Source organism: Cellulomonas algicola, assembly GCF_019024305.1.
GTDB classification, from domain to species: Bacteria; Actinomycetota; Actinomycetes; order Actinomycetales; family Cellulomonadaceae; genus Cellulomonas; species Cellulomonas algicola.
This window is the reverse complement of record NZ_JAHKSJ010000015.1, coordinates 131649-151301: the sequence shown is the minus strand read 5'-3', so window position 1 is coordinate 151301 and position 19653 is coordinate 131649. Positions and strand designations below refer to the sequence as shown.

The following is a 19653-nucleotide window of genomic DNA, read 5'->3' as shown; positions in this document are numbered from 1 at the left end:
TCGACGTAAGGTACGGACGTGACGGTAAGCAACGAGGTCAGCGTGATGGACCGCCTCCTGACGGACGGCGTCCTCGCGTCCGCGTGCCCCAGCCGGGTCCTGCTCGACCACGTGACGAGCAAGTGGGGCGTCCTGCTGCTGGTCGCGCTGTCCGAGCGCTCGATGCGGTGGGGCGAGCTCCGTCGCGTCGTCGAGGGCATCAGCGAGAAGATGCTGGCCCAGACGCTGCGGACCCTCGAGGCCGACGGGCTCGTGCACCGCGAGGTCACGGGCACCGTCCCGCCGCGCGTCGACTACTCCCTCACCCCGCTGGGCGACGAGCTCGTCGCGCGCCTGCTCCCGCTCATGGCGTGGGTCGCCGACCACGCGGACGCGATCGTCGGGGACGCCGCGACACGCTGAGGGCGTGGGCACGTCACCGGCGCGGGTGGCTGCGGCACCCCCGGTGGAGGTGCGAAGGTTCCGTCCACAGCACCGACGCTGCCGTCGAAAGGGCCCCGCACCATGTCCGTCTCCGCCGTCAACGTCCCGGTCGCGCTCGTGCGGTTCGCGATCGCCACGCTGGCGCTCGTCGGGACCCACGAGATCTGGCTCGACGGCGACCTCGACGGGCTCGTCTACTTCACCAACCAGTCGGGCCTGATGCTCGCGGTCGTGATGGTCTGGGCCGGGTTCGCGTCGCTGCTCGGTCGCCCGCAGCCGCCCGCGTGGCTCAAGGGCGGCATCACGCTGTTCCTCGCGATCACCGGCCTGATCTCGTACTTCGTGCTGGCGCCGGAGGCCGCCGACGCCCCGGCGGTCGCGTTCGGGCTGACGTCGGGCACCATCGAGCACGAGATCACGCCGATCGCGGCGTTCCTCGACTTCGTGCTGCTCGACGCGCACCGCCGGCTGCGGCTGCGGCACGCCGCGTACTGGCTCGGCTGGTTGCTCGCGTACTGCGCGTTCGCGACGGTCCGCGGGCTGGTCTGGGACCTCGGCTACCCGTACGGGTTCATCGACCTCGACGAGCTCGGCTGGGGCGGTCTGGCACTCAACGTCGCGATCTACGGCGTGGGGTTCTCCGTGCTCGGTCTCGCGCTGGTCGGGATCGACCGCGTGCTGCCGCCGCGCGCGCTCCTGGGCCGGCCGGCCCCCGACCGGCCCCGCGCCACGGCCGACGCCGCCGACGCGCCGGTCCACGCCTGACGGGACGACGCGCCGCCCGCCCGGCGTCCCGGGCAGGCGGCGACGAGCGTGGACGGGCCTCGACGGGCGTCGGACGAGAGACGCGTCAGGCGTCCGCCCCCGTCCCCGGCCCGGAGATGTTGACGAGCCACGTCGTGCCGAACTTGTCCACGCACATGCCGAAGGCGTCGCCCCACGGTGCGACGGTCAGCGGCTCGAGGACGGTCCCGCCGTCGGCGAGCGCGTCGTACCAGCCGCGCAGCTTCGCGTCGTCGTCGCCGCTCAGCGACACGGAGATCGTGGACCCCGACGCGAGCTCCATGCGGGGCGGCACGTCGGCGGCCATGAGCGTGAGGTCGGGGGTCGTCAGCTGGCTGTGCATGACGAGGTCCGCCTCGGCCGGGTCCTGCGTCGCACCGAAGTCGGCGAACGTGCTGACGTTCAGCTCGCCCCCGAAGACGGACTGGTAGAACTCCATCACCTCGCGGGTACCCGTGCGGAAGTTGAGGTACGGGTTCAGGATCACGGCCATGGGGGCCTCCTCGTCGATCCGGTGCGGACGCGCCCATCGTGGACCCGACCACCGACACGTCGGTAGGCCCCGCGAGCGACGTCGCGGTGAACGGCGGACCTGCGGTTCCGTCGGGTGGTTGTGAAGCGGGTCACACAGCCCACGCACAGGTTCGCGCCCGTGGTTGGATGCCGCGTCGCCAGTCCGGGCCCCTGCCCCTGGCTCCCGTCTGCCCCCCGGAATCGAGTACCCGTGTCCCCCACCCGGCGCGTCGCGACGTCCGTCGCCGCCCCCGCCCTCCTGCTCCTCGCGCTGTCCGGCTGCGCGCTCCTCGGCCCCGAGGACGCACCGCGCGAGTCCCCCGGCGGCCAGATCACCGAGTCGGCCGACGCCGACGTGTTCTCCGTGCAGGTCGGCGACTGCATCAACGCGAGCGCGATGGAGGACGACACCGAGATGGAGTCGCTCCCGGTGGTCCCCTGCGCCGACCCGCACGACGGCGAGATCATCGCCCAGACCGAGCTGCCCGAGGGCGACTTCCCCGGCGACGACGCGCTCGTGGCGCAGGGCGAGGAGTTCTGCGCCGCCGAGTTCGAGACGTTCGTCGGCATCCCCTACGACGACTCGGCGCTGTACGTCTGGCCGCTGACGCCGTCGCAGGGCGGCTGGGAGACGGTCGACGACCGCGTCATCCAGTGCGTCCTCGACACGGACGGCGAGCTCGTCACCGGCACCCTCAAGGGCGCCGCGCGCTGATCGCCCGACGCCGCGCGGGTCTCACCGCCCGCGCGGCGTCGCCGCTCCGCGCGTAGCGTCGGACGCTCCCGGGGAGCCGGACGCCCCGCGGAGGGGAGCGTCATGACGAACCGCCTGACCGCCAGCACGAGCCCGTACCTGCGGCAGCACGCGGACAACCCCGTCGACTGGTGGGAGTGGGGCGACGACGCCTTCGCGGAGGCCCGTCGTCGCGACGTCCCGCTGCTCGTGTCCGTCGGGTACGCGGCGTGCCACTGGTGCCACGTGATGGCGCACGAGTCGTTCGAGGACGACGCGACGGCCGCGTTCATGAACGCGCACTTCGTCAACGTGAAGGTCGACCGCGAGGAGCGGCCCGACGTCGACGCGGTGTACATGGCCGCGACGCAGGCGCTCACGGGGCAGGGCGGCTGGCCGATGACGGTGTTCACGACACCCGAGGGCACCCCGTTCTTCTGCGGCACCTACTTCCCGCCGCGGCCCGTGCACGGCGTGCCGTCGTTCCCCGAGGTGCTCGCCGGGATCGCGGCCGCGTGGCAGACGCGTCGCGAGGAGGTCGACGCGACCGCCACGACGATCCGCGACGCGTTCGCCGCCCCGCGGTCCGGACCGGCACCCGCCGACGCGACCGCGCCGCACGTGAACGGCGACCCGCGGGCGACCGTCGACCACGGCGCGCCGCTCGTCGCCGCCCCCGCGACGGTCGTCGACGACGCGCTCCTCGACCGGGCGCTCGGCCGCCTCCTCGTGTCCCAGGACCGCGTGCTCGGCGGGTTCGGTGGCGCTCCCAAGTTCCCGCCCTCGACGGTCCTCGAGTGGCTGCTGCGCCGGCACGCGCGCACCGGCGACGCCCGCACGCTGGCGGTGGCGGAGCACACGCTCGAGGCGATGGCCCGCGGCGGGATCCACGACCAGCTCGGCGGCGGCTTCGCGCGGTACGCGGTCGACGCCACCTGGACGGTCCCGCACTTCGAGAAGATGCTCTACGACAACGCCCTGCTGCTGCGCGCCTACGCGCACTGGTGGCGCAGCACGGGCTCGCCGCTCGCGCGCCACGTCGCGACGGGCACCGCGGACTGGCTGGTCAGGGACCTGCGCACCGCCGAGGGCGGCTTCGCGTCGTCGCTCGACGCCGACACCGACGGCACCGAGGGCGCGACGTACGTGTGGACGCCCGCCGAGCTGCGCGAGGTGCTCGGCGACGAGGACGGTGCGTGGGCGGCCGCGCTGCTGGACGTCACGGACACCGGCACCTTCGAGCACGGCACGTCCGTCCCGACGCTCCACACGGACCCCGACGACGAGGACCGCGCCGCCTCGGTCCGCGCCCGGCTCCTCGCGCACCGGGCGACCCGCGCGCAGCCCGGCCGCGACGACAAGGTCGTGTCCGCCTGGAACGGCCTCGCGGTCGCCGCGCTCGCGGAGGCGGGCGCGCTCCTCGACCGTCCCGACTGGGTCGACGCGGCCGTCGCCGCCGCGACGCTGCTCGTCGACCTGCACGTCCGCCCGGACCTCCCGACGTCGAGCGGGACGACGCCCGTCGCTCCCCGGTCCGACGACACCGCACCGGGCCGCGACAGCGGGACCCCTGGAGGCGCCCCGACCGACCACGGCACACCGGCGACGCCTGCGAGCGCGCCGAACGGCGACGGCCGGGCGGACGTCCCGCTCCGGCTCGTCCGCGCCTCGCGGGACGGCGTCGCCGGCGCAGCCGCGGGCGTGCTCGAGGACTACGCGGACGTCGCCGAGGGCCTGCTCGCGCTCGCGGCGGTCACGGGCGACGGACGCTGGGCGCGGCACGCGGGCGGCCTGCTCCGGACGGTGCTCGACCGCTTCCCCGACGGCGACGGCGGCTTCTACGACACCGCGGACGACGAGACCGACCCGGTGCTGGCCCGCCTGCGCCGCCCGCACGACCCGGCGGACGGTCCGACGCCGTCGGGCCAGGCGGCCGCCGCGGGTGCGCTGCTCACGTACGCGGCGCTGACGGGGTCGACGCGCCACCGCGAGGCCGCGGAGCGCGCGCTCGCCGAGCCGCTGCGCATCGCCGTCCCGCACCCGCGCGCGGCGGGGTGGGCGCTCGCGGTCGCGGAGGCGCTGCTCGACGGCCCGCGCGAGGTCGCGGTCGTGGGCCGCGCCGACGACGAGCGGACACGCGCGCTGCACCGCGTCGCGCTGCGCTCGCCGGCACCGGGTCTGGTCGTCGCGGTCGGGCCACCCGCCGCGCCGCCCGACGCACGGCCGGCCGACGGCGGCACGAGCGCCCCCGCGGGTGCCGGTGCGCCGGACCTGGACCTCGTCGTCCCGCTGCTGCGCGACCGCCCTGTCGTCGACGGCCGCCCCGCCGCGTACGTCTGCCGCGGCTTCGTCTGCGACCGGCCGACGACCTCACCCGAGGACCTGGCCGCCGCGCTCGGCACGCGCTGACCCGTGCAGGTCGCGACCGGCGCAGCACGTCCGCGCGGCGGACCCGAGCCACGACGACGCCGTGGGTGAAGGGTTTCGCACGGGCACCCTCAGCGGACGCCCAGGAAAGTCGCGTACCGTGCCGGGGTCCGCCGCCTGACCCCGGGCGGGACCCGAAACGACGGAGGACCCTCGTGCGTCGCACGACCACCGCTCGCGCCGTCGTCGCCACGGCGACCGCGCTCGTCCTGTCCCTCTCGCTGGCCGCGTGCAGCGGTGACGGCGGTTCCGACGACTCGCCGTCGGCCGACGCGTCGGCGTCCGCGAACGCGGCGGTCGCCGCCGACAAGGCGGCGCTCGCCAAGGTGACGATCGAGGGCGAGGCGGGCAAGGAGCCGACCGTCACGCTCCCGAGCACGCCGTTCAACGTGACGACGTTCGTCGCGCACCTCGTCGAGGACGGCGACGGCGACGAATTGAAGGACGGGCAGATCATGTCCATCCAGATGCTCATGCTCAACGGCACCGACGGCTCGACCATGGGCTCGACGTACGACACGGACACCCCGCAGCGCATCAAGGTCGGCCAGACCAGCATCGCGGAGCTCGACACCGAGCTGGAGGGCGCGCACGTCGGCGCCCGCGTGCTCGTCGCGCTGTCGTCGGGCGAGGACAACACGCAGGTGTACGCGATGGAGGTCGTCGACGCGGTCGACGGCGCCGACCCCGCGAGCCTGCCGACGCGGGCCGAGGGTGCGGCCGTCGCACCGGCCGCGGGCCTGCCGGCCGTGACGCTGGGCGAGGACGGCGCGCCGTCGATCACCCCGGTCGGCGGCGCGGCCCCGACGACGCTCGTCACGCAGCCGCTCATCACGGGCACGGGCAAGGTCGTCGAGGAGGGTGACTTCGTCACCGTCAAGTACACGGGCTGGCTGTGGGACGGCACGCAGTTCGACTCCGCGTGGGAGAAGGGCGAGCCGTTCGAGTTCCAGGCGGGCGCGGGCGCGGTCATCCAGGGCTGGGACACGGGCGTGCAGGGGCAGCCGGTCGGCAGCCAGGTCCTGCTCGTCGTCCCGCCGGACCAGGGCTACGGCGACCAGGAGCAGGGCTCGATCCCGGCCGGCTCGACACTCGTCTTCGTGGTCGACATCCTCGACGCGCGCTGACGCACGCCGGACCTGACGGCCCGGGACGCCCCTCCTCGCGAGGGTGCGTCCCGGGCCGTCGCCGTCCTCGCCAGGACTGCGCCGGAGCCGCGTCAGCGCCCGGCACGCGGCCGTCGCGGGCACCAGGGCCTCTCGTCCTGCCGCGCCCGCGCCGGTCTGGCTAGTGTGGTCGCACGTGCCCCCGGGGAACCGCCGGGAGGCGGCCGGGAGACGACGATGGACCAGGCAACGACGCCGAGGATCCGCACGGTGGCCCTGCTGGGCGCCGCCGGCGCGGGCAAGACGACGCTCGTCGAGGAGCTCCTCCACCAGGCCGGGGTGCTGACCCGGCCCGGGCGCGTGGAGGACGGCTCGACGGTGAGCGACCACGAGCCGGAGGAGGTCGCGCGCGGCATCTCCCTCGGGCTGGGCGTGGCGCCGTTCCGATGGCGCGCCCCGGACGGCGACTACGACGTGACGCTGCTCGACACCCCCGGGTCGCCGGACTTCGTGGGCGCGTGCGACGCCGCGGTGTCGGCCGCAGACCTGGCGCTCGTCGTGGTCAGCGCGGTCGACGGCGTGCAGGCGGGCACCCACGCGGCGTGGCGCACGGCGTCGGACGCGAGCCTCCCCGTGATCGTCGTCGTGACGAAGGAGGACAAGGCCCGCGCGGACTTCCGGCACGTCGTCGCCGACCTGCGCGCGGCGTTCGGTGACGGGTTCGTGCCGCTCGAGCTGCCGCTGGGCGAGGAGTCCGCGTTCACGGGCGTCGCCGACGTGCTCACCGAGGAGGGCCTCGCGTACGACGCCGACGGTCACCACCACAGCGAGCCGCTGCCGGCCGACGTCGTGGACGAGGAGCACCGCCTGCACGACGAGGTGACGGAGGAGATCGTCGCGCACGACGACGAGCAGCTGGAGCGCTACCTGTCGGGCGACGTACCGAGCGCCGCCGAGCTGGAGCGGACGCTCGCGCACGAGGTCAGGGACCGGGAGGCATTCCCGGTCCTCGTCGTCTCGGGGGTCACCGGGGTCGGCGTGGACCGGCTCGCGGACCTGCTGTGCGAGCTCGCGCCGTCCCCCGCGGACCGCACGTCGCGCGTGCTCGCGGGCGACACGGTCGTCGAGGTCGCGGCCGACCCGGACGGCCCGGTGCTGGTGCACGCGTTCCGCACGCTCGCCGACCCGTTCGTCGGGCAGGTGACGCTGCTGCGTGTGCTGTCCGGGACGCTGCGCCCCGGCGACAAGCTCGTCAACACGACGACCCGCACCGAGGAGCGCATCCCCGGGCTCTTCCGGCTGCGCGGCAAGGAGCACGTGCCGGTCGACACCGTCCCGGCGGGGCACGTCGCGGCCGTCGCGAAGCTCACGGGCACGCCGTCGGGGTCGCTCCTCGCGGACCGGACCGGCCCGGGCGCCGCCATGACGGCCGTCCCGCCGCGCACCCGCCCGCCCGTGTACGCGCTCGCGCTCGAGCCGCTCACGCAGTCCGACGACGACCGGCTGTCCGCCGCGCTGACCCGGCTGGTCGCCGAGGACACCACGCTGACGGTCGACCGCAGCACCGACCGGACGATCCTGCGCGGCCTCGGCGACACCCACCTCGCCGTCGCCCTGGAGCGCCTGGCGCGCGTCTTCGGCGTGCACGTGCGCACGTCGCCCGTGCCCGTCGGCTACCGCGAGACGATCCGCAAGCCCGTCGAGGCCGAGGGCAAGGTCAAGAAGCAGTCCGGCGGGCACGGGCAGTACGCGGTCGTGCAGCTGCGCGTCTCGCCCGCGCCGCACGGGTCGGGGTTCGAGTTCGTCGACAAGGTCGTCGGCGGGGCGATCCCGCGCGGCTACCTGCCCGCGGTGCAGAAGGGCGTCGTCGAGGCGATGGAGCACGGCGGCCCGCACGGGTACCCCGTCGTGGACCTGCGCGTCGAGGTGTACGACGGCAAGTCGCACTCGGTCGACTCGTCCGACATGGCGTTCCGCACCGCCGCCGCGACCGGTGTGCGCGAGGCGCTCGCCGCCGCCGGGACCGTGGTGCTCGAGCCGATCTGCCACGTGTCGGTCGTCGTCCCCACGGCCGCGCAGGGCGACGTCATGAGCGACCTGTCGTCGCGGCGCGGCAGGATCACCGCGACGGCGTCGCTCGACGACGGGACGGTCCGGATCGAGGCGTCCGTGCCCGAGGCCGAGCTCTCCCGGTACGCGCTCGACCTGCGCTCGCTCACGGGCGGCCGCGCCGAGCTGACCGTGACCCCCGACCGTTTCGAGGTCTGCCCCGACCACCTCGTGCCCGCCTGACGCACCCGTCCGACCGGCGACGTCGCGGCCGCCGGGCCTACGCTCGGGCGCATGGCCCGCTATTTCGACGTCCACCCGCAGGACCCCCAGCCCCGGGCGATCACGCAGGTCGTCGACCTGCTGCGCAACGGCGGTCTCGTCGTCTACCCGACCGACTCCTGCTACGCGCTCGGCTGTCGGGTCGGCGACCAGGAGGGCGCCGAGCGGATCCGCCGCATCCGCCACCTCGACGACCGGCACCACTTCACGCTCGTCTGCGCGGAGTTCGCGCAGCTCGGGCAGCTCGTGCACCTCGACAACGCGGCCTTCCGCGCGATCAAGGCGGCCACGCCCGGGCCGTACACGTTCATCCTCAAGGCCACGCCCGAGGTGCCGCGTCGGCTCGCGCACCCGAAGAAGCGGTCCGTCGGCGTGCGCATCCCCGACAACCGCGTCGCGCAGGCCATCGTCCGCGAGCTCGGCGAGCCGCTGCTCTCCTCGACGCTGCTGCTCCCCGGCCAGGACGAGCCGCTCACCGACGGCTGGCAGATCAAGGAGGAGCTCGACCACGTCGTCGACGCCGTTGTGGACGCCGGCGATTGCGGCACCGTGCCGACGACCGTCGTCGACTGGACCGAGGACGCGCCGGAGGTCGTCCGCGTCGGTGCGGGCGACGCGTCGCGCTTCGCCTGAGCGCCGCCGGTCGCCCTTCGCCGACCGGCGGCGGTCTGCGGCGGGCGGTCTTCTGTCGGCGGTCGACGGAGGGCTGACGCCCCTCGGCTCAGTCGGTGACGTCGACCGTCGAGCGCCCCGACCAGACCGCGCCGAACGGCAGGAGCACCCACGGCTGCGACGTCGACGGCGGCAGCACGCGGTGCAACCACTCCGCGTCGGACGCGTCCGCCGGGGCGCTGCCGGTCCCGGGACACGTCGGGCAGCCGCAGTAGCAGCCGACCCGGACCACCGGCTCGTCGGACGAACCCGTGACGGCTCGTTCCATGTCTCGCCTCCTTCGACGTGCCGGAAGGATGCGGGGTGGTCGCGCTGCCAGGAAAGCCTCCCAGGTCACGAACTGGTCCCGATCCGGTCGCGGTGTGGTCCGATGGGGGGACGGGACGACGTGCGGGAGGTGCGATGAGCGGCGGGCACGTCGGCGTCGTGGGGCCGGGCGAGGCGTCGGGGGTCGACCTGGACGTCGCCGAGGAGGTCGGGCGCGGGCTGGCCGCGCTCGGTCATGTGGTGCTGTGCGGCGGGCTCGGCGGCGTCATGGCGGCCGTCGCGCGGGGCGCGCACGACGCGGGCGGCACGGTCGTCGGGCTGCTGCCGGGCGACGACCGCGACGCCGGGAACCGGTGGCTCACCGTCGCGCTCCCGACCGGGCTGGGCGAGGTCCGCAACGCGCTGCTCGTGCGCGCGAGCGACGTCGTCGTGAGCGTCGGCGGGTCGTGGGGCACGCTGAGCGAGGTCGCGCTCGCAGTCCGGGCGGGCGTGCCGGTCATCGCCGTCGGCGGCTGGGTCGTCCGCGCGGCTGACGGGCACGAGCCGGGACCGCCGCCGGGCGTCACCGCGGAGCGTCTGACCGGCGGGACGTCGGCCCGGCCGGCGGTGCACCACGTGCCCGACGCACGCGCCGCGCTCGAGGCGGTCGACGACCTGCTCGGGGGCGGCCGGTGACGGACGCGACTGGCGCCCCGCGCCAGCGGCGGGCGCGCCGAACGGCGACGACTCCCGCGACCTCGACGACGCCGGCGACCTCGACGACTCCCGCGACCTCGACGACCGCCGCGACGACGGGCGGGGCGTCGCGCCCGTCGGACGGAGCCCTGCCCGACGATGCGCGACGCCTGCTGCTCGCGCGCGACGCCGCGACCCTCGACGACCTCGACGCGCTGGTCGTCGGGTGCCGCGCGTGCCCGCGGCTCGTCGCGTGGCGCGAGGAGGTCGCCGAGGTCAAGCGCGCCGCCTTCCGCGACGAGACCTACTGGGCACGACCGGTCCCGGGCTTCGGCGACCCTCAGGCGGGCGTGCTCGTCGTGGGCCTGGCGCCCGCCGCGCACGGCGCGAACCGCACGGGCCGGATGTTCACGGGCGACCGGTCGGGCGACTTCCTGTTCGCGTCGATGCACCGGACGGGGTTCGCGTCGCAGGCGCTGTCGGTGCGCGCCGACGACGGTCTGACGCTCACGGGGATCCGCGTGACGGCTCCCGTGCGGTGCGCGCCGCCGGCGAACGCGCCGACGCCCGCCGAGCGCCGGACGTGCGGGCCGTACCTGGCGCGCGAGGTCGAGCTCGTCGACGCGGGCGTGATGGTCGTGCTGGGCGGGTTCGGGTGGCAGGCGGTGCTCACGACGCTGGCGGAGCAGGGGTGGGACGTGCCCCGTCCGCGACCGGCCTTCGGGCACGGCGTCGAGGTGCGGCTGCGACGGCCGGACGCCGGCCGGGGGCGGACCGAGCTGACGCTCCTCGGCTGCTTCCACGTGAGCCAGCAGAACACCTTCACGGGCCGGCTGACGCCCGCGATGCTGGACGCGGTGCTCGAGCGCGCGCGCGAGCTCGCCGTGGGCGGCGAGGTCTAGCGTCGGGCGCACCGGACCGCGCGGGCGTCGCGCGGCGGGGCGTGCGGGGAGGTCGACGTGGAGGTCGCGTTCGTCGCGGGGTTCGGTCCGATCACGCGGGACGGCGCCGCCGCGCGCGCGTTCTGGGAGGGCGGCCTGGGCATCCCGCTGGAGGAGCCCGCTCCGGGCTACCTCACCAACGACTCGCTCGACGGCGTGAAGGCGTTCGCGCTGTGGCCGCTCGCCCAGGCCGCCGAGTCGACGTTCGGGTCGTCCGCGTGGCCGGCCGACGTGCCGGTGCCGCAGGCGTGGCTCGAGCTCGACGTGCCGTCGGTCGAGGCGGTCGCGGCGGGTGTCGCGGAGCTCGCGGCTGCGGGCCACCGGGTGCTGCGGGGGGCGACCGAGGAGCCGTGGGGGCAGACGACCTCGCGACTGCTGAGCCCGGAGGGTCTGCTCGTCGGCCTCACCGACACGCCGTGGATGCACGCCGCGCCACCCGCGCGCGACTAAGTTCAGCAGACTGAGAAAGTCGTCTACGCTGTCCGGAGACGTCGCGACGGAGCGTCGTCGGGACGGGAGGCGACATGAGCGACCAGATCCTCGGCGGGTACGTCGCCGGCATGACGTGGGGCTGGACCGGTGTCCGCGGCACGTGGGCCGGCCCGACGGCCGAGCGGTCGATGGACCTCATGGTCGAGCGCCTCGGCGTCACCTGGACCGCGATCACGTTCGCCGCCTACCAGGACACCGCGCAGTCGGTCGACGTCCGCTGGACCGAGCCGCCCACGGTCACCGACGACGAGGTCCGGTGGGCGGTCCGCGCCGCGAAGGCCCGCGGCCTGCGCGTCGTCCTCAAGCCGGTCGTCAACGTCGCGGACGGCACCTGGCGCGCGCACATCAACTTCTTCGACCACGACGTCCCGTGCGAGCCGACGTGGCGCGACTGGTTCGCGTCGTACACCGCCTACGTCGTCCACCACGCGCGGATCGCCGCCGAGGAGGGCGTCGAGATGCTCTGCATCGGCTGCGAGATGGTCCAGACGGACCGCCGGGCGGACGAGTGGCGCGCGCTCGTCGCCTCGGTCCGCGAGGTGTACGACGGCCTCGTCACGTACAACTGCGACAAGTACCAGGAGGACCGCGTCACCTGGTGGGACGCCGTCGACGTGATCTCGTCCTCCGGCTACTACCCCGTCGACGACTGGGAGAACCAGCTCGACCGCATCGAGCCCGTCGTCGAGCGGTTCGGCAAGCCGTTCTTCTTCATGGAGGCCGGCTGCCCCAGCCGCGAGGGGTCGCCCGCGCTGCCGAACGACTGGTCGCTGCGCGGGGCGCCGTCGCAGGGGGCGCAGGTCGCCTGGTACGCGGCCGCCTTCACCGCGAGCGCGCGCCGCCCGTGGGTCCAGGGCTTCATGCTGTGGGACTGGCCCGCGTCCCTGTACGACGAGGCGGACGCCGCCACGAACGACGACTACTGCATGTACGGCAAGGCCGCCGAGGCCACCGTCCGCGAGGCGTACGCGGAGCGCACCACGACGCGCGTCTGACGACGCCGGGCGGGTGGTCGACGACGATTCCGCTGGCCACCCGCCAGGATCCCCTCCACGCTGGCCGACATGGAGACGGCACCGGCGCAGGGCGAGGAAGCACGCGAGCGCGGGACGCGACCTGCGAGGACCGACCCGGCGCCCGACACCACGCACCCTGCGACCGACCCGCCGAAGCCCTCGGGGACCGATCCGCGCGGCACCGACGCCGCGCCCGATGCCGGCGAGCCGCGGCCGCGACCGGAGGGCGTCCCCGCCGGTCCGCGCTGGTGGCGCTGGTGGGGCTGACGCCGACCGACCGGTGGGACGCGCGAGCCGCCGTCCGCCGACCACGGACCCTGCGTCGTACCGTGCGCACGTGACGCCGCGCCTCGAGCTCTCGTTCCTCACGTTCGTCCCCTACGACGACCCCGCCGACGCCCGCCGCTCGCTGCGCGACGCGGTCGACCTGTTCCGGTTCGCCGAGGAGCTCGGCTACGACGTCGGCTGGGTGCGCGTCCGGCACCTCGAACGGTTCCTGTCGTCGCCGTTCCCCCTGTTCTCGGCGATCGCCGAGCGCACCACCCGCCTGCGGTTCGGCACGGCCGTCCTGCCGATGCGCTACGCGGACCCGGTGTCCGTCGCGGAGGACGCCGCGACGGTCGACCTGCTGTCGGGCGGGCGGCTCGAGCTCGGCGTCGCGGGCGGGATCAAGCCGGCCGCCGCGGTCCTCGACGGCGTGTACGGCGCGGGAGAGCGCTCGTTCGACGACGAGTCGCAGGACCGGATCACGCGGCTGCGGGCGGCGCTGCGCGGCGAGCCCGTGGCCGTCGCGCCGTCGTCGGGCTTCCCGATCGCCGAGCCGGGCACGCCCCTGACCGTCACACCGCACAGCCCCGGTCTGGCGGACCGCGTCTGGTACGGCCCGGGATCGCGTGCCACGGCCGTGCGGACCGCGGAGCAGGGCATGGACCTGCTCGTCTCGACCCTCAACACCGAGGACGACGGGCGCTCGTTCGAGGAGGGTCAGCGCGACCAGATCCTCGCCTACAAGGACGCGTTCGACGTGCCCGGCCGGACGCCGCGCGTCGTCGCGGGCCGCATCGTGCTGCCGAGCGTCACACCCGCCGACGACGACCTGTTCGCGGAGTACGTCGCCTGGTACGCGGGCCGCTTCGACTCGCGCGGCCGCCCCCACCCCGGAACCGGCTTCGGCGTGTTCTCGCCGACCCACCACGGCCCGGCCGACGCGGTCGTCGAGAGCCTGCGGGCCGACGTCGCGCTGCGCGAGGCCACCGGCCTCGACGTGGTCCTGCCCGCGAACGCGTCGCACGCGATGAGCCGCCGCATCCTCGAGAACGTCGCGACCTCCGTCGCCCCCCATCTCGGCCGGACGGGGTGCGAGTAGTCATATTCGCATATGGCCGATATGGTGATGTGCGTGCGCACGACGCTGATCCTGCCTGACGCCCTGTACCGCGAGGTCAAGTCGACCGCTGCCGCATCGGGGGAGACGATGACGTCCTTCGTGGAGGAGGCGCTGCGCGACGCACTGCGGCGACACGCCTCCGACGCGCCAGCCCGCGTCGACTTCGTCGTCGTCCCCACTGGCAGCGGCGGTCTCCAGCCCGGGGTCGAGCTCGACGACGGCGCTGCGCTGCTCGACGTGATGGAGGGGCGGTGATCCTGCCGGACGTCAACGTGCTGGTGGGCGCGGTGCGGGCGGACGCCGTCCAGCACCCCGAGCTGCGCGCCTGGGTCGAGGAGCACGTTCCCGGCCCGCACGCGTTCGGCGTCACCGATGCGATCCTCGGCGGTGTCGTGCGGGTCCTCACCCACCCGCGCGTCTTCGTCAGACCGTCGACCGTCGACGAGGCGCTCGGGTTCGTCCAGGGCCTCCTCGACCACCCCAACGTCGTGCGGGTGGGGCCCGGTCCGCGGCACTGGCACCTCGTCGGCGAGCTCTGTCGAGCGGCGAACGCACGCGGGAACCTGGTGTCCGACGCGCAGCATGCCGCCGTCGCGATCGAGCACGGGGCGACGTGGGTGTCCCAGGACCGCGACTTCGCGCGTTTCCCCGGTTTGCGCTGGGTCACGGCTGTCGACTCGCCCTGACACTCGGTCGTCCGCTGCCGCCACCGCGGCGACCGGGTGACCGACCTCCCCGGACGTCTCGATCGTCGATATGTTCGGCGCCGAAACACATCGACTATCGAGATGGTGGTGCGGCGATGTCGGCAACGGCTGAGCACGAGCAGGTGGACGAGCGGTCGGCTCGGACGTGGGGCTCCGCGCTCCTGGTCGGAGCACTGATGGTCGCTTCGGCCCTCGCGGTCGTCGCGGGCGTCGTCATCGCCGTGCTCGCTGCGGACGACCGCGGCACCGCCGCGGAGGCTCCCGTGCGGCTCACGGCCCCCGTCGCGTACACGGACGCGCTCGTGCCATGCGTCGACGGCTGGACGATGGCGGACGGCTCCTCGTGCGAGCCCGCAGCGTCGCCCGACGTCTGGCCGGCCGGTGAGCCGCTGCCCGTCCGTCGCTCGGGCAGCCTGCTGGCGGGGACGACGGGCGACGCTCTCAGCGCGCTCCTCGCGACCGCCGGGGCATGGGGAGGGTTGGTCGCGGGCGGCGGCGTCGGGCTGCTGCTCGTCCCCGTGCTGCGCAGCACCGCGTCGGGTCGCCCGTTCGGTCCGGGCAACGACCGGCGACTCCTGCTCGCCGCCGTCGTCGTCGCCGGGGCCTGGGCGCTGGCCACGGTCGGCGACCGTCTCGCGGCCGCCCGCATCGTCGCGGTGATCGAGGGCACCCCACGGTGGTCGTCGACCGGCTCGTTCGAGATGCCCACCGGTTGGCTCGCACCGGCCTTCGAGGTCACCTGGTGGCCGTTGCTCCTGGCCCTGCTGCTCATCGCCCTCGCCGCCGCGACCCGCCGAGGCAGCCGGCTGGCCGCCGACGTCCGAGGACTGGTGTGAGCGTCGACGACGAAGGCACGCATCGCGTCGTCTCCCACCTGGCCGCCCTGCTCGACGCGCGCGGGATGACGCTCGTCCAGCTCGCCGCGCTGACCGGGATCACCGTCGCCAACCTGTCCGTGCTCAAGAACGGCCGGGCGCGAGCCGTCCGGTTCAGCACGCTCACCGTGGTCTGCGACGTGCTCGGGTGCCAGCCGGGCGACCTCCTGGAGGTCGTGCCACCCGACGCGTGACCGCCCGGTGCACGCGGCGCGCAGGTCCGGGTCCGGCTCCGATCAGCGGCCCGTGACCGACCAGACGCCGTCCACCAGGTCGACGAGGCGCGGCAGGATCGTGTCGCCCGCGACGCGCAGCCCGTCGTGCAGGTGCGCGTTCGTGATCCACACCTGCACGTTCCCGACGACGTCCGCGGTGCGCAGCGCCAGGTCGAGGTCGACGTACGGGTCGTCGTAGTACTGCACCGCCGCGACGGGCACGTCGTTGGACGCGAGCCGGTCGAGGTCGTACAGCTCGGGCCAGTCGGTCCGCTCGGCGAGCAGGTGCGCGGCCACCTCGAACGGGCGCAGCGCCGCCTGCTGCGCGTACATCCAGGGGTACATCGCCTCGCCCGTGAGCAGCAGCGGGCGCGCCGACGACGCGAACGAGGACCGCCGGTCGTGCTCGGCGGCTGCCGCCCACCCGCCCGTGCGCTCGCCCTGGTGGTAGATGACCTCCTGCAGCACCGCGTACAGCGGGTTCGTCTCGAAGCCCGTGCGCGCCGCGACCTCGGCGAGGAACGGCACCGACGGCTCGCCCGTCGCGTCGTCGAGCGCCGTGTCGAGCAGCCAGTGCAGGCCGCTGATCCCTGTGCTCATCCCGAGCGACATCCCGAGGGCCTGCAGCCGCTCCGGACTGAGCGCGTCCCCGCCGGGCAGCACCACGTCCCCGGCGGCGGTCCGGTCCGCGAGCGCGCCGAGCAGCGCCACGTCGTCGGGGTGCTGACGTGCGAGCTCGCGGTTGCGCGCCTCCTGCCGGTCGAACGTGTGCCGGTACACCGTCTCGGCGTCGACCGTCAGCGGCGGAAGGCCACCCGTCACGTAGCAGCGGGTCAGCGCCTCGGGGTGCCGCGACAGGTACGTCATGGTGAGGAACCCGCCGTAGGACTGCCCGAGCGTCGCCCACCGCCTCCCGCCGAAGACGGTCGCACGCAGGTGCTCGGCGTCCGCGACGATCGCGTCGCCGCGGAAGCACGCGAGGTAGTCCGCGACGGTCGCCGCGTCGGCACCGGACGCCGTCATCCGCTCGACCGTGCGGGCGTCCACACGCGACGACCGGCCCGTCCCGCGCTGGTCCAGCAGCACCACGCGGTGCTTCTCGAGCGCCTTCGCGAGCCAGCCGCCCTGCGCGGGCCGCGGGCCCATCCCGCCGGGGCCGCCCTGCAGGAACAGCAGCAGCGGCAGGTCCTCCGTGGCGCGACGCGGGTCGACGACCTCGCGCGCGAACACCTCGATCTCCCCGAACCGCGCCGGGTCAGCACGGTCGACCGGGACGCGCACCCGGTGGTCGCGCACGACGAACCCCGTCATGCGGTACCCGTCGTCCTGCCCGTCGCCGCCCGGCCGCTCACCCATGCGCGTCAGCGTAGGGGCCCGCGCGGACCACCGGTCGACCGCCCACCACCGTCGGCGCCCGCCGTCCGGCTCGGCTCAGGCCCGTGCCTCGACCGACACGTCCGGACCCGGGAAGACGAGGCTCTCGTGCCCGTCGTCGAACTTCACCAGGTACGGCCCGTCGGAGCCGCGCGCCTCCACGACCGTCCCGCGGCGATCCGTCGTCCCGACCGTCCGGCCGTGGACGACCACCGTGTCACCCACCTCAGCGTGCATCGTCGCTCACCTCGACACCCAGGCTAGACACCGCGGCCCGCGCCCACCACGTCTCCCGACGGGCGGGCCCGCCGCGGGGCACGCAGACTGACGGGTGCCGGGGCGATCCGGCGACCCCACGAGCCGGCAGGAGACGACATGGGCATCGACGACCTGGTCAGCAAGGCGAAGGGCGCCCTGCAGGGCCACGAGGAGCAGGCGAAGGACGCGCTCGACCGCGCGGCGGGCGTCGTGAAGTCACGCACGGACGACGGCACCGACGCGAAGGTCGACGAGGTCGTGGAGAAGGCCAAGGACTTCCTCGACCAGCAGAAGAAGCACTGACCTCCGCCCGTCCGGCGTGCGCGGCGGGAATGACGCCACGAGACCGAAGGTTGCGACCAGCATGCCTCTGACCGGTGAGTACGCACCCAGCACGTCCGAGTGGGCCCGCAAGCAGGCCGAGCTCTTCGAGGCCACCGACGGCCGCGAGGGGAACACGCTGCAGGGCAAGCCCGTCATCGTCCTGACCTCAGTCGGGGCGACGAGCGGCAAGCTCCGCAAGAACGCGCTCATGCGCGTCGAGCACGAGGGTCGCTACGCGGTCGTCGCGTCCAAGGGCGGCACCCCCGAGAACCCCGCCTGGTATCACAACCTCGTCGCGCACCCCCACGTCGAGCTGCAGGACGGTGCCGTGAGGCGCGACTACGAGGCGCACGAGGCGACAGGTGCCGAGCGCGACGAGTGGTGGGCGCGCGCGACCGCGGTCTGGCCCGCGTACGACACCTACCAGACGAAGACGGACCGTCGGATCCCGCTCTTCGTCCTCACGCCGATCGAGCCCTGACCCGTCGACGACGGGCAGACGGCCGGCTGCGACGCACACCGCGTCTGCGCCGGCCCGTCGCTCGTCTGCTCTCGCACGCCCGCGTCCGGCCTGCCCGTCGCTCGTCTGCTCTCGCACGCCCGCGTCCCGGCCGGCCCGTCGCTCGTCTGCTCTCGCACGCCCGCGTCCCGGCCGGCCCGTCGCTCGTCTGCTCTCGCACGCCCGCGTCCCGGCCGGCCCGTCGCTCGTCTGCTCTCGCACGCCCGCGTCCCGGCCGGCCCGTCGCTCGTCTGCTCTCGCACGCCCGCGTCCCGGCCGGCCCGTCGCTCGTCTGCTCTCGCACGCCCGCGTCCCGGCCGGCCCGTCGCTCGTCTGCTCTCGCACGCCCGCGTCCCGGCCGGCCCGTCGCTCGTCTGCTCTCGCACGCCCGCGTCCCGGCCGGCCCGTCGCTCGTCTGCTCTCGCACGCCCGCGTCCCGGCCGGCCCGTCGCTCGTCTGCTCTCGCACGCCCGCGTCCCGGCCGGCCCGTCGCTCGTCTGCTCTCGCACGCCCGCGTCCCGGCCGGCCCGTCGCTCGTCTGCTCTCGCACGCCCGCGTCCCGGCCGGCCCGTCGCTCGTCTGCTCTCGCACGCCCGCGTCCCGGCCGGCCCGTCGCTCGTCTGCTCTCGCACGCCCGCGTCCCGGCCGGCCCGTCGCTCGTCTGCTCTCGCACGCCCGCGTCCCGGCCGGCCCGTCGCTCGTCTGCTCTCGCACGCCCGCGTCCCGGCCGGCCCGTCGCTCGTCTGCTCTCGCACGCCCGCGTCCCGGCCGGCCCGTCGCTCGTCCGCTCCCGCACGCCCGCGTCGTGCGAGCCCGTCCTCGGCAGCCCGCGCGCTACCCCTGACGTGCGGGTGCGCGCGCGTCAGCCGAGCAGGAGTTTCCAGCCGCCGACGCCGAGCAGTCCGCCGAGGATCGGCGCCGCGACGGGCACCCAGGAGTACCGCCAGTCCGACCCGCCCTTGTGCCGCAGCGGCAGGAGCGCGTGCACGATGCGCGGCCCCAGGTCACGCGCGGGGTTGAGCGCGGGTCCGGTCGGCCCGCCGAGCCCGGCGACGAGGCCCCAGACGAGGAAGCCGATGACGACGTGCGCGAGCCCCGGCTCGGTCGTCGTGAGCGGCGAGTGGACGATCCCGAGCGCGCACGAGAAGAGGATCACGGAGCCGAGCAGCTCGTTCGCGAACCCGTTGAGCCGGGACCGTGCGGCGTTGACCGTGGAGAACGTCGCGAGGATGTCGTCGGGGTCGGTCGTCGCGTCGTAGTACGGCTTGTGCGTGACGACGATGGCCAGCTGCCCGGCCATGGCGCCGAGCATCTGCGCCGCGATGTAGTACGGCACGTTGGACCACGGGAACAGGCCCCACGCGGCGAGCCCCAGGGTGAACGCCGGGTTGATGTGGTTGCCGCTGATCCCGCCGAACATGACGGCCGGGATCATCACGCCGAACCCGTACCCCATCGCGATGAGCGACCACCCGCCGCGGTAGCCCTTCGACCCCTTGAGGTGGACGTTCGCGACGGTGCCGTTGCCCAGGATGATGAGGATGGCGGTGCCGATGAACTCGCACGTCACGCGGATCCAGAGCGCGTAGGACGGGTCCATCGGGTGCGTCTCCTCTGCGGGCTCGCTCGTCGCAC

At 74.7% G+C, this 19653-nt stretch carries 23 protein-coding genes; 18 read left to right on the top strand and 5 right to left on the bottom strand.

What is annotated here, in order from left to right; translation table 11 throughout:
* The first annotated feature begins 18 nt into the window (after positions 1–18).
* Positions 19–402 (top strand): winged helix-turn-helix transcriptional regulator, encoded by a 384-nt coding sequence (locus KOV94_RS12785; protein ID WP_370520944.1) that lies wholly within the window; start codon positions 19–21, stop codon positions 400–402.
* A gap of 102 nt (positions 403–504) precedes the next feature.
* On the top strand, positions 505–1188 hold the full coding sequence (locus tag KOV94_RS12780; RefSeq protein ID WP_218052238.1) for a Pr6Pr family membrane protein: 684 nt from the start codon (positions 505–507) through the stop codon (positions 1186–1188).
* Positions 1189–1273: 85 nt separating this feature from the next.
* On the opposite strand, the gene KOV94_RS12775 is transcribed toward KOV94_RS12780, so the two are convergent.
* Positions 1274–1699, bottom strand: coding sequence for a VOC family protein (locus KOV94_RS12775; RefSeq protein ID WP_124344514.1), 426 nt, complete (start codon positions 1697–1699; stop codon positions 1274–1276).
* Between the two features lie 231 nt (positions 1700–1930).
* On the opposite strand from KOV94_RS12775, the gene KOV94_RS12770 reads away from it, so the two are divergent.
* The 5 genes from KOV94_RS12770 to KOV94_RS12750 all read left to right on the top strand — a co-directional run bounded on the left by KOV94_RS12770 (position 1931) and on the right by KOV94_RS12750 (position 8949).
* Entirely contained in the window at positions 1931–2434 is a 504-nt protein-coding gene (locus tag KOV94_RS12770) for a septum formation family protein (protein ID WP_124344515.1), read from the top strand.
* Positions 2435–2536: 102 nt separating this feature from the next.
* Complete coding sequence (locus tag KOV94_RS12765) at positions 2537–4861, top strand: thioredoxin domain-containing protein (protein ID WP_218052237.1); 2325 nt, start codon at positions 2537–2539, stop codon at positions 4859–4861.
* Positions 4862–5034: 173 nt separating this feature from the next.
* The gene (locus KOV94_RS12760) at positions 5035–6006 is read left to right on the top strand and encodes an FKBP-type peptidyl-prolyl cis-trans isomerase (protein ID WP_124344474.1); all 972 of its coding nucleotides are present in this window, start codon (positions 5035–5037) and stop codon (positions 6004–6006) included.
* A gap of 216 nt (positions 6007–6222) precedes the next feature.
* Complete coding sequence (locus tag KOV94_RS12755) at positions 6223–8277, top strand: elongation factor G (RefSeq protein WP_124341752.1); 2055 nt, start codon at positions 6223–6225, stop codon at positions 8275–8277.
* Positions 8278–8328: 51 nt separating this feature from the next.
* Complete coding sequence (locus KOV94_RS12750) at positions 8329–8949, top strand: L-threonylcarbamoyladenylate synthase (RefSeq protein WP_124341753.1); 621 nt, start codon at positions 8329–8331, stop codon at positions 8947–8949.
* Between the two features lie 88 nt (positions 8950–9037).
* On the opposite strand, the gene KOV94_RS12745 is transcribed toward KOV94_RS12750, so the two are convergent.
* Entirely contained in the window at positions 9038–9256 is a 219-nt protein-coding gene (locus KOV94_RS12745; protein WP_124341754.1) for a hypothetical protein, read from the bottom strand.
* Between the two features lie 134 nt (positions 9257–9390).
* Here KOV94_RS12745 and KOV94_RS12740 point away from each other — a divergent pair, with 134 nt between their 5' ends.
* The 9 genes from KOV94_RS12740 to KOV94_RS12700 all read left to right on the top strand — a co-directional run bounded on the left by KOV94_RS12740 (position 9391) and on the right by KOV94_RS12700 (position 15542).
* Positions 9391–9930 carry a TIGR00725 family protein gene (locus KOV94_RS12740; protein WP_124341755.1) on the top strand — a complete coding sequence of 180 codons (540 nt, stop codon included), beginning with the start codon at positions 9391–9393 and terminating at the stop codon, positions 9928–9930.
* 149 nt (positions 9931–10079) lie between these two features.
* A complete protein-coding gene (locus KOV94_RS12735; RefSeq protein WP_372449470.1) occupies positions 10080–10832 on the top strand; it encodes a uracil-DNA glycosylase in 753 nt (250 codons plus the stop codon).
* A gap of 57 nt (positions 10833–10889) precedes the next feature.
* Positions 10890–11321: a VOC family protein gene (locus tag KOV94_RS12730; RefSeq protein WP_218052236.1), complete on the top strand. Its 432-nt coding sequence runs from the start codon at positions 10890–10892 to the stop codon at positions 11319–11321.
* A gap of 74 nt (positions 11322–11395) precedes the next feature.
* Positions 11396–12358, top strand: a complete 963-nt coding sequence (locus tag KOV94_RS12725; protein WP_218052235.1) for a glycoside hydrolase family 113 — start codon at positions 11396–11398, stop codon at positions 12356–12358.
* A 358-nt stretch (positions 12359–12716) separates the two neighbouring features.
* Positions 12717–13745 (top strand): LLM class flavin-dependent oxidoreductase, encoded by a 1029-nt coding sequence (locus KOV94_RS12720; RefSeq protein WP_218052234.1) that lies wholly within the window; start codon positions 12717–12719, stop codon positions 13743–13745.
* A gap of 33 nt (positions 13746–13778) precedes the next feature.
* A complete protein-coding gene (locus KOV94_RS12715) occupies positions 13779–14021 on the top strand; it encodes a YlcI/YnfO family protein (RefSeq protein ID WP_417282005.1) in 243 nt (80 codons plus the stop codon).
* The gene (locus KOV94_RS12710) at positions 14018–14452 is read left to right on the top strand and encodes a type II toxin-antitoxin system VapC family toxin (protein ID WP_124341759.1); all 435 of its coding nucleotides are present in this window, start codon (positions 14018–14020) and stop codon (positions 14450–14452) included. The genes KOV94_RS12715 and KOV94_RS12710 overlap by 4 nt, the downstream gene beginning before the upstream one ends.
* A 197-nt stretch (positions 14453–14649) precedes the next feature.
* Positions 14650–15309 carry a hypothetical protein gene (locus KOV94_RS12705; protein ID WP_218052233.1) on the top strand — a complete coding sequence of 220 codons (660 nt, stop codon included), beginning with the start codon at positions 14650–14652 and terminating at the stop codon, positions 15307–15309.
* Positions 15306–15542, top strand: a complete 237-nt coding sequence (locus KOV94_RS12700; protein WP_124341761.1) for a helix-turn-helix domain-containing protein — start codon at positions 15306–15308, stop codon at positions 15540–15542. The genes KOV94_RS12705 and KOV94_RS12700 overlap by 4 nt, the downstream gene beginning before the upstream one ends.
* A 42-nt stretch (positions 15543–15584) precedes the next feature.
* Here the strand turns inward: KOV94_RS12700 and KOV94_RS12695 are convergent, their stop codons facing one another.
* Both KOV94_RS12695 and KOV94_RS12690 read right to left on the bottom strand, forming a co-directional pair.
* Positions 15585–16919 (bottom strand): alpha/beta fold hydrolase, encoded by a 1335-nt coding sequence (locus KOV94_RS12695; protein WP_225916606.1) that lies wholly within the window; start codon positions 16917–16919, stop codon positions 15585–15587.
* Positions 16920–16994: 75 nt separating this feature from the next.
* Complete coding sequence (locus KOV94_RS12690; protein WP_124341762.1) at positions 16995–17174, bottom strand: DUF1918 domain-containing protein; 180 nt, start codon at positions 17172–17174, stop codon at positions 16995–16997.
* 138 nt (positions 17175–17312) lie between these two features.
* On the opposite strand from KOV94_RS12690, the gene KOV94_RS12685 reads away from it, so the two are divergent.
* Both KOV94_RS12685 and KOV94_RS12680 read left to right on the top strand, forming a co-directional pair.
* The gene (locus KOV94_RS12685; RefSeq protein WP_124341763.1) at positions 17313–17498 is read left to right on the top strand and encodes an antitoxin; all 186 of its coding nucleotides are present in this window, start codon (positions 17313–17315) and stop codon (positions 17496–17498) included.
* Between the two features lie 61 nt (positions 17499–17559).
* Positions 17560–18000 (top strand): nitroreductase family deazaflavin-dependent oxidoreductase, encoded by a 441-nt coding sequence (locus KOV94_RS12680; protein WP_124341764.1) that lies wholly within the window; start codon positions 17560–17562, stop codon positions 17998–18000.
* 880 nt (positions 18001–18880) lie between these two features.
* Here KOV94_RS12680 and KOV94_RS12675 read toward each other — a convergent pair.
* A complete protein-coding gene (locus tag KOV94_RS12675; protein WP_218052232.1) occupies positions 18881–19618 on the bottom strand; it encodes an MIP/aquaporin family protein in 738 nt (245 codons plus the stop codon).
* Between the last annotated feature and the right edge of the window lie 35 nt (positions 19619–19653).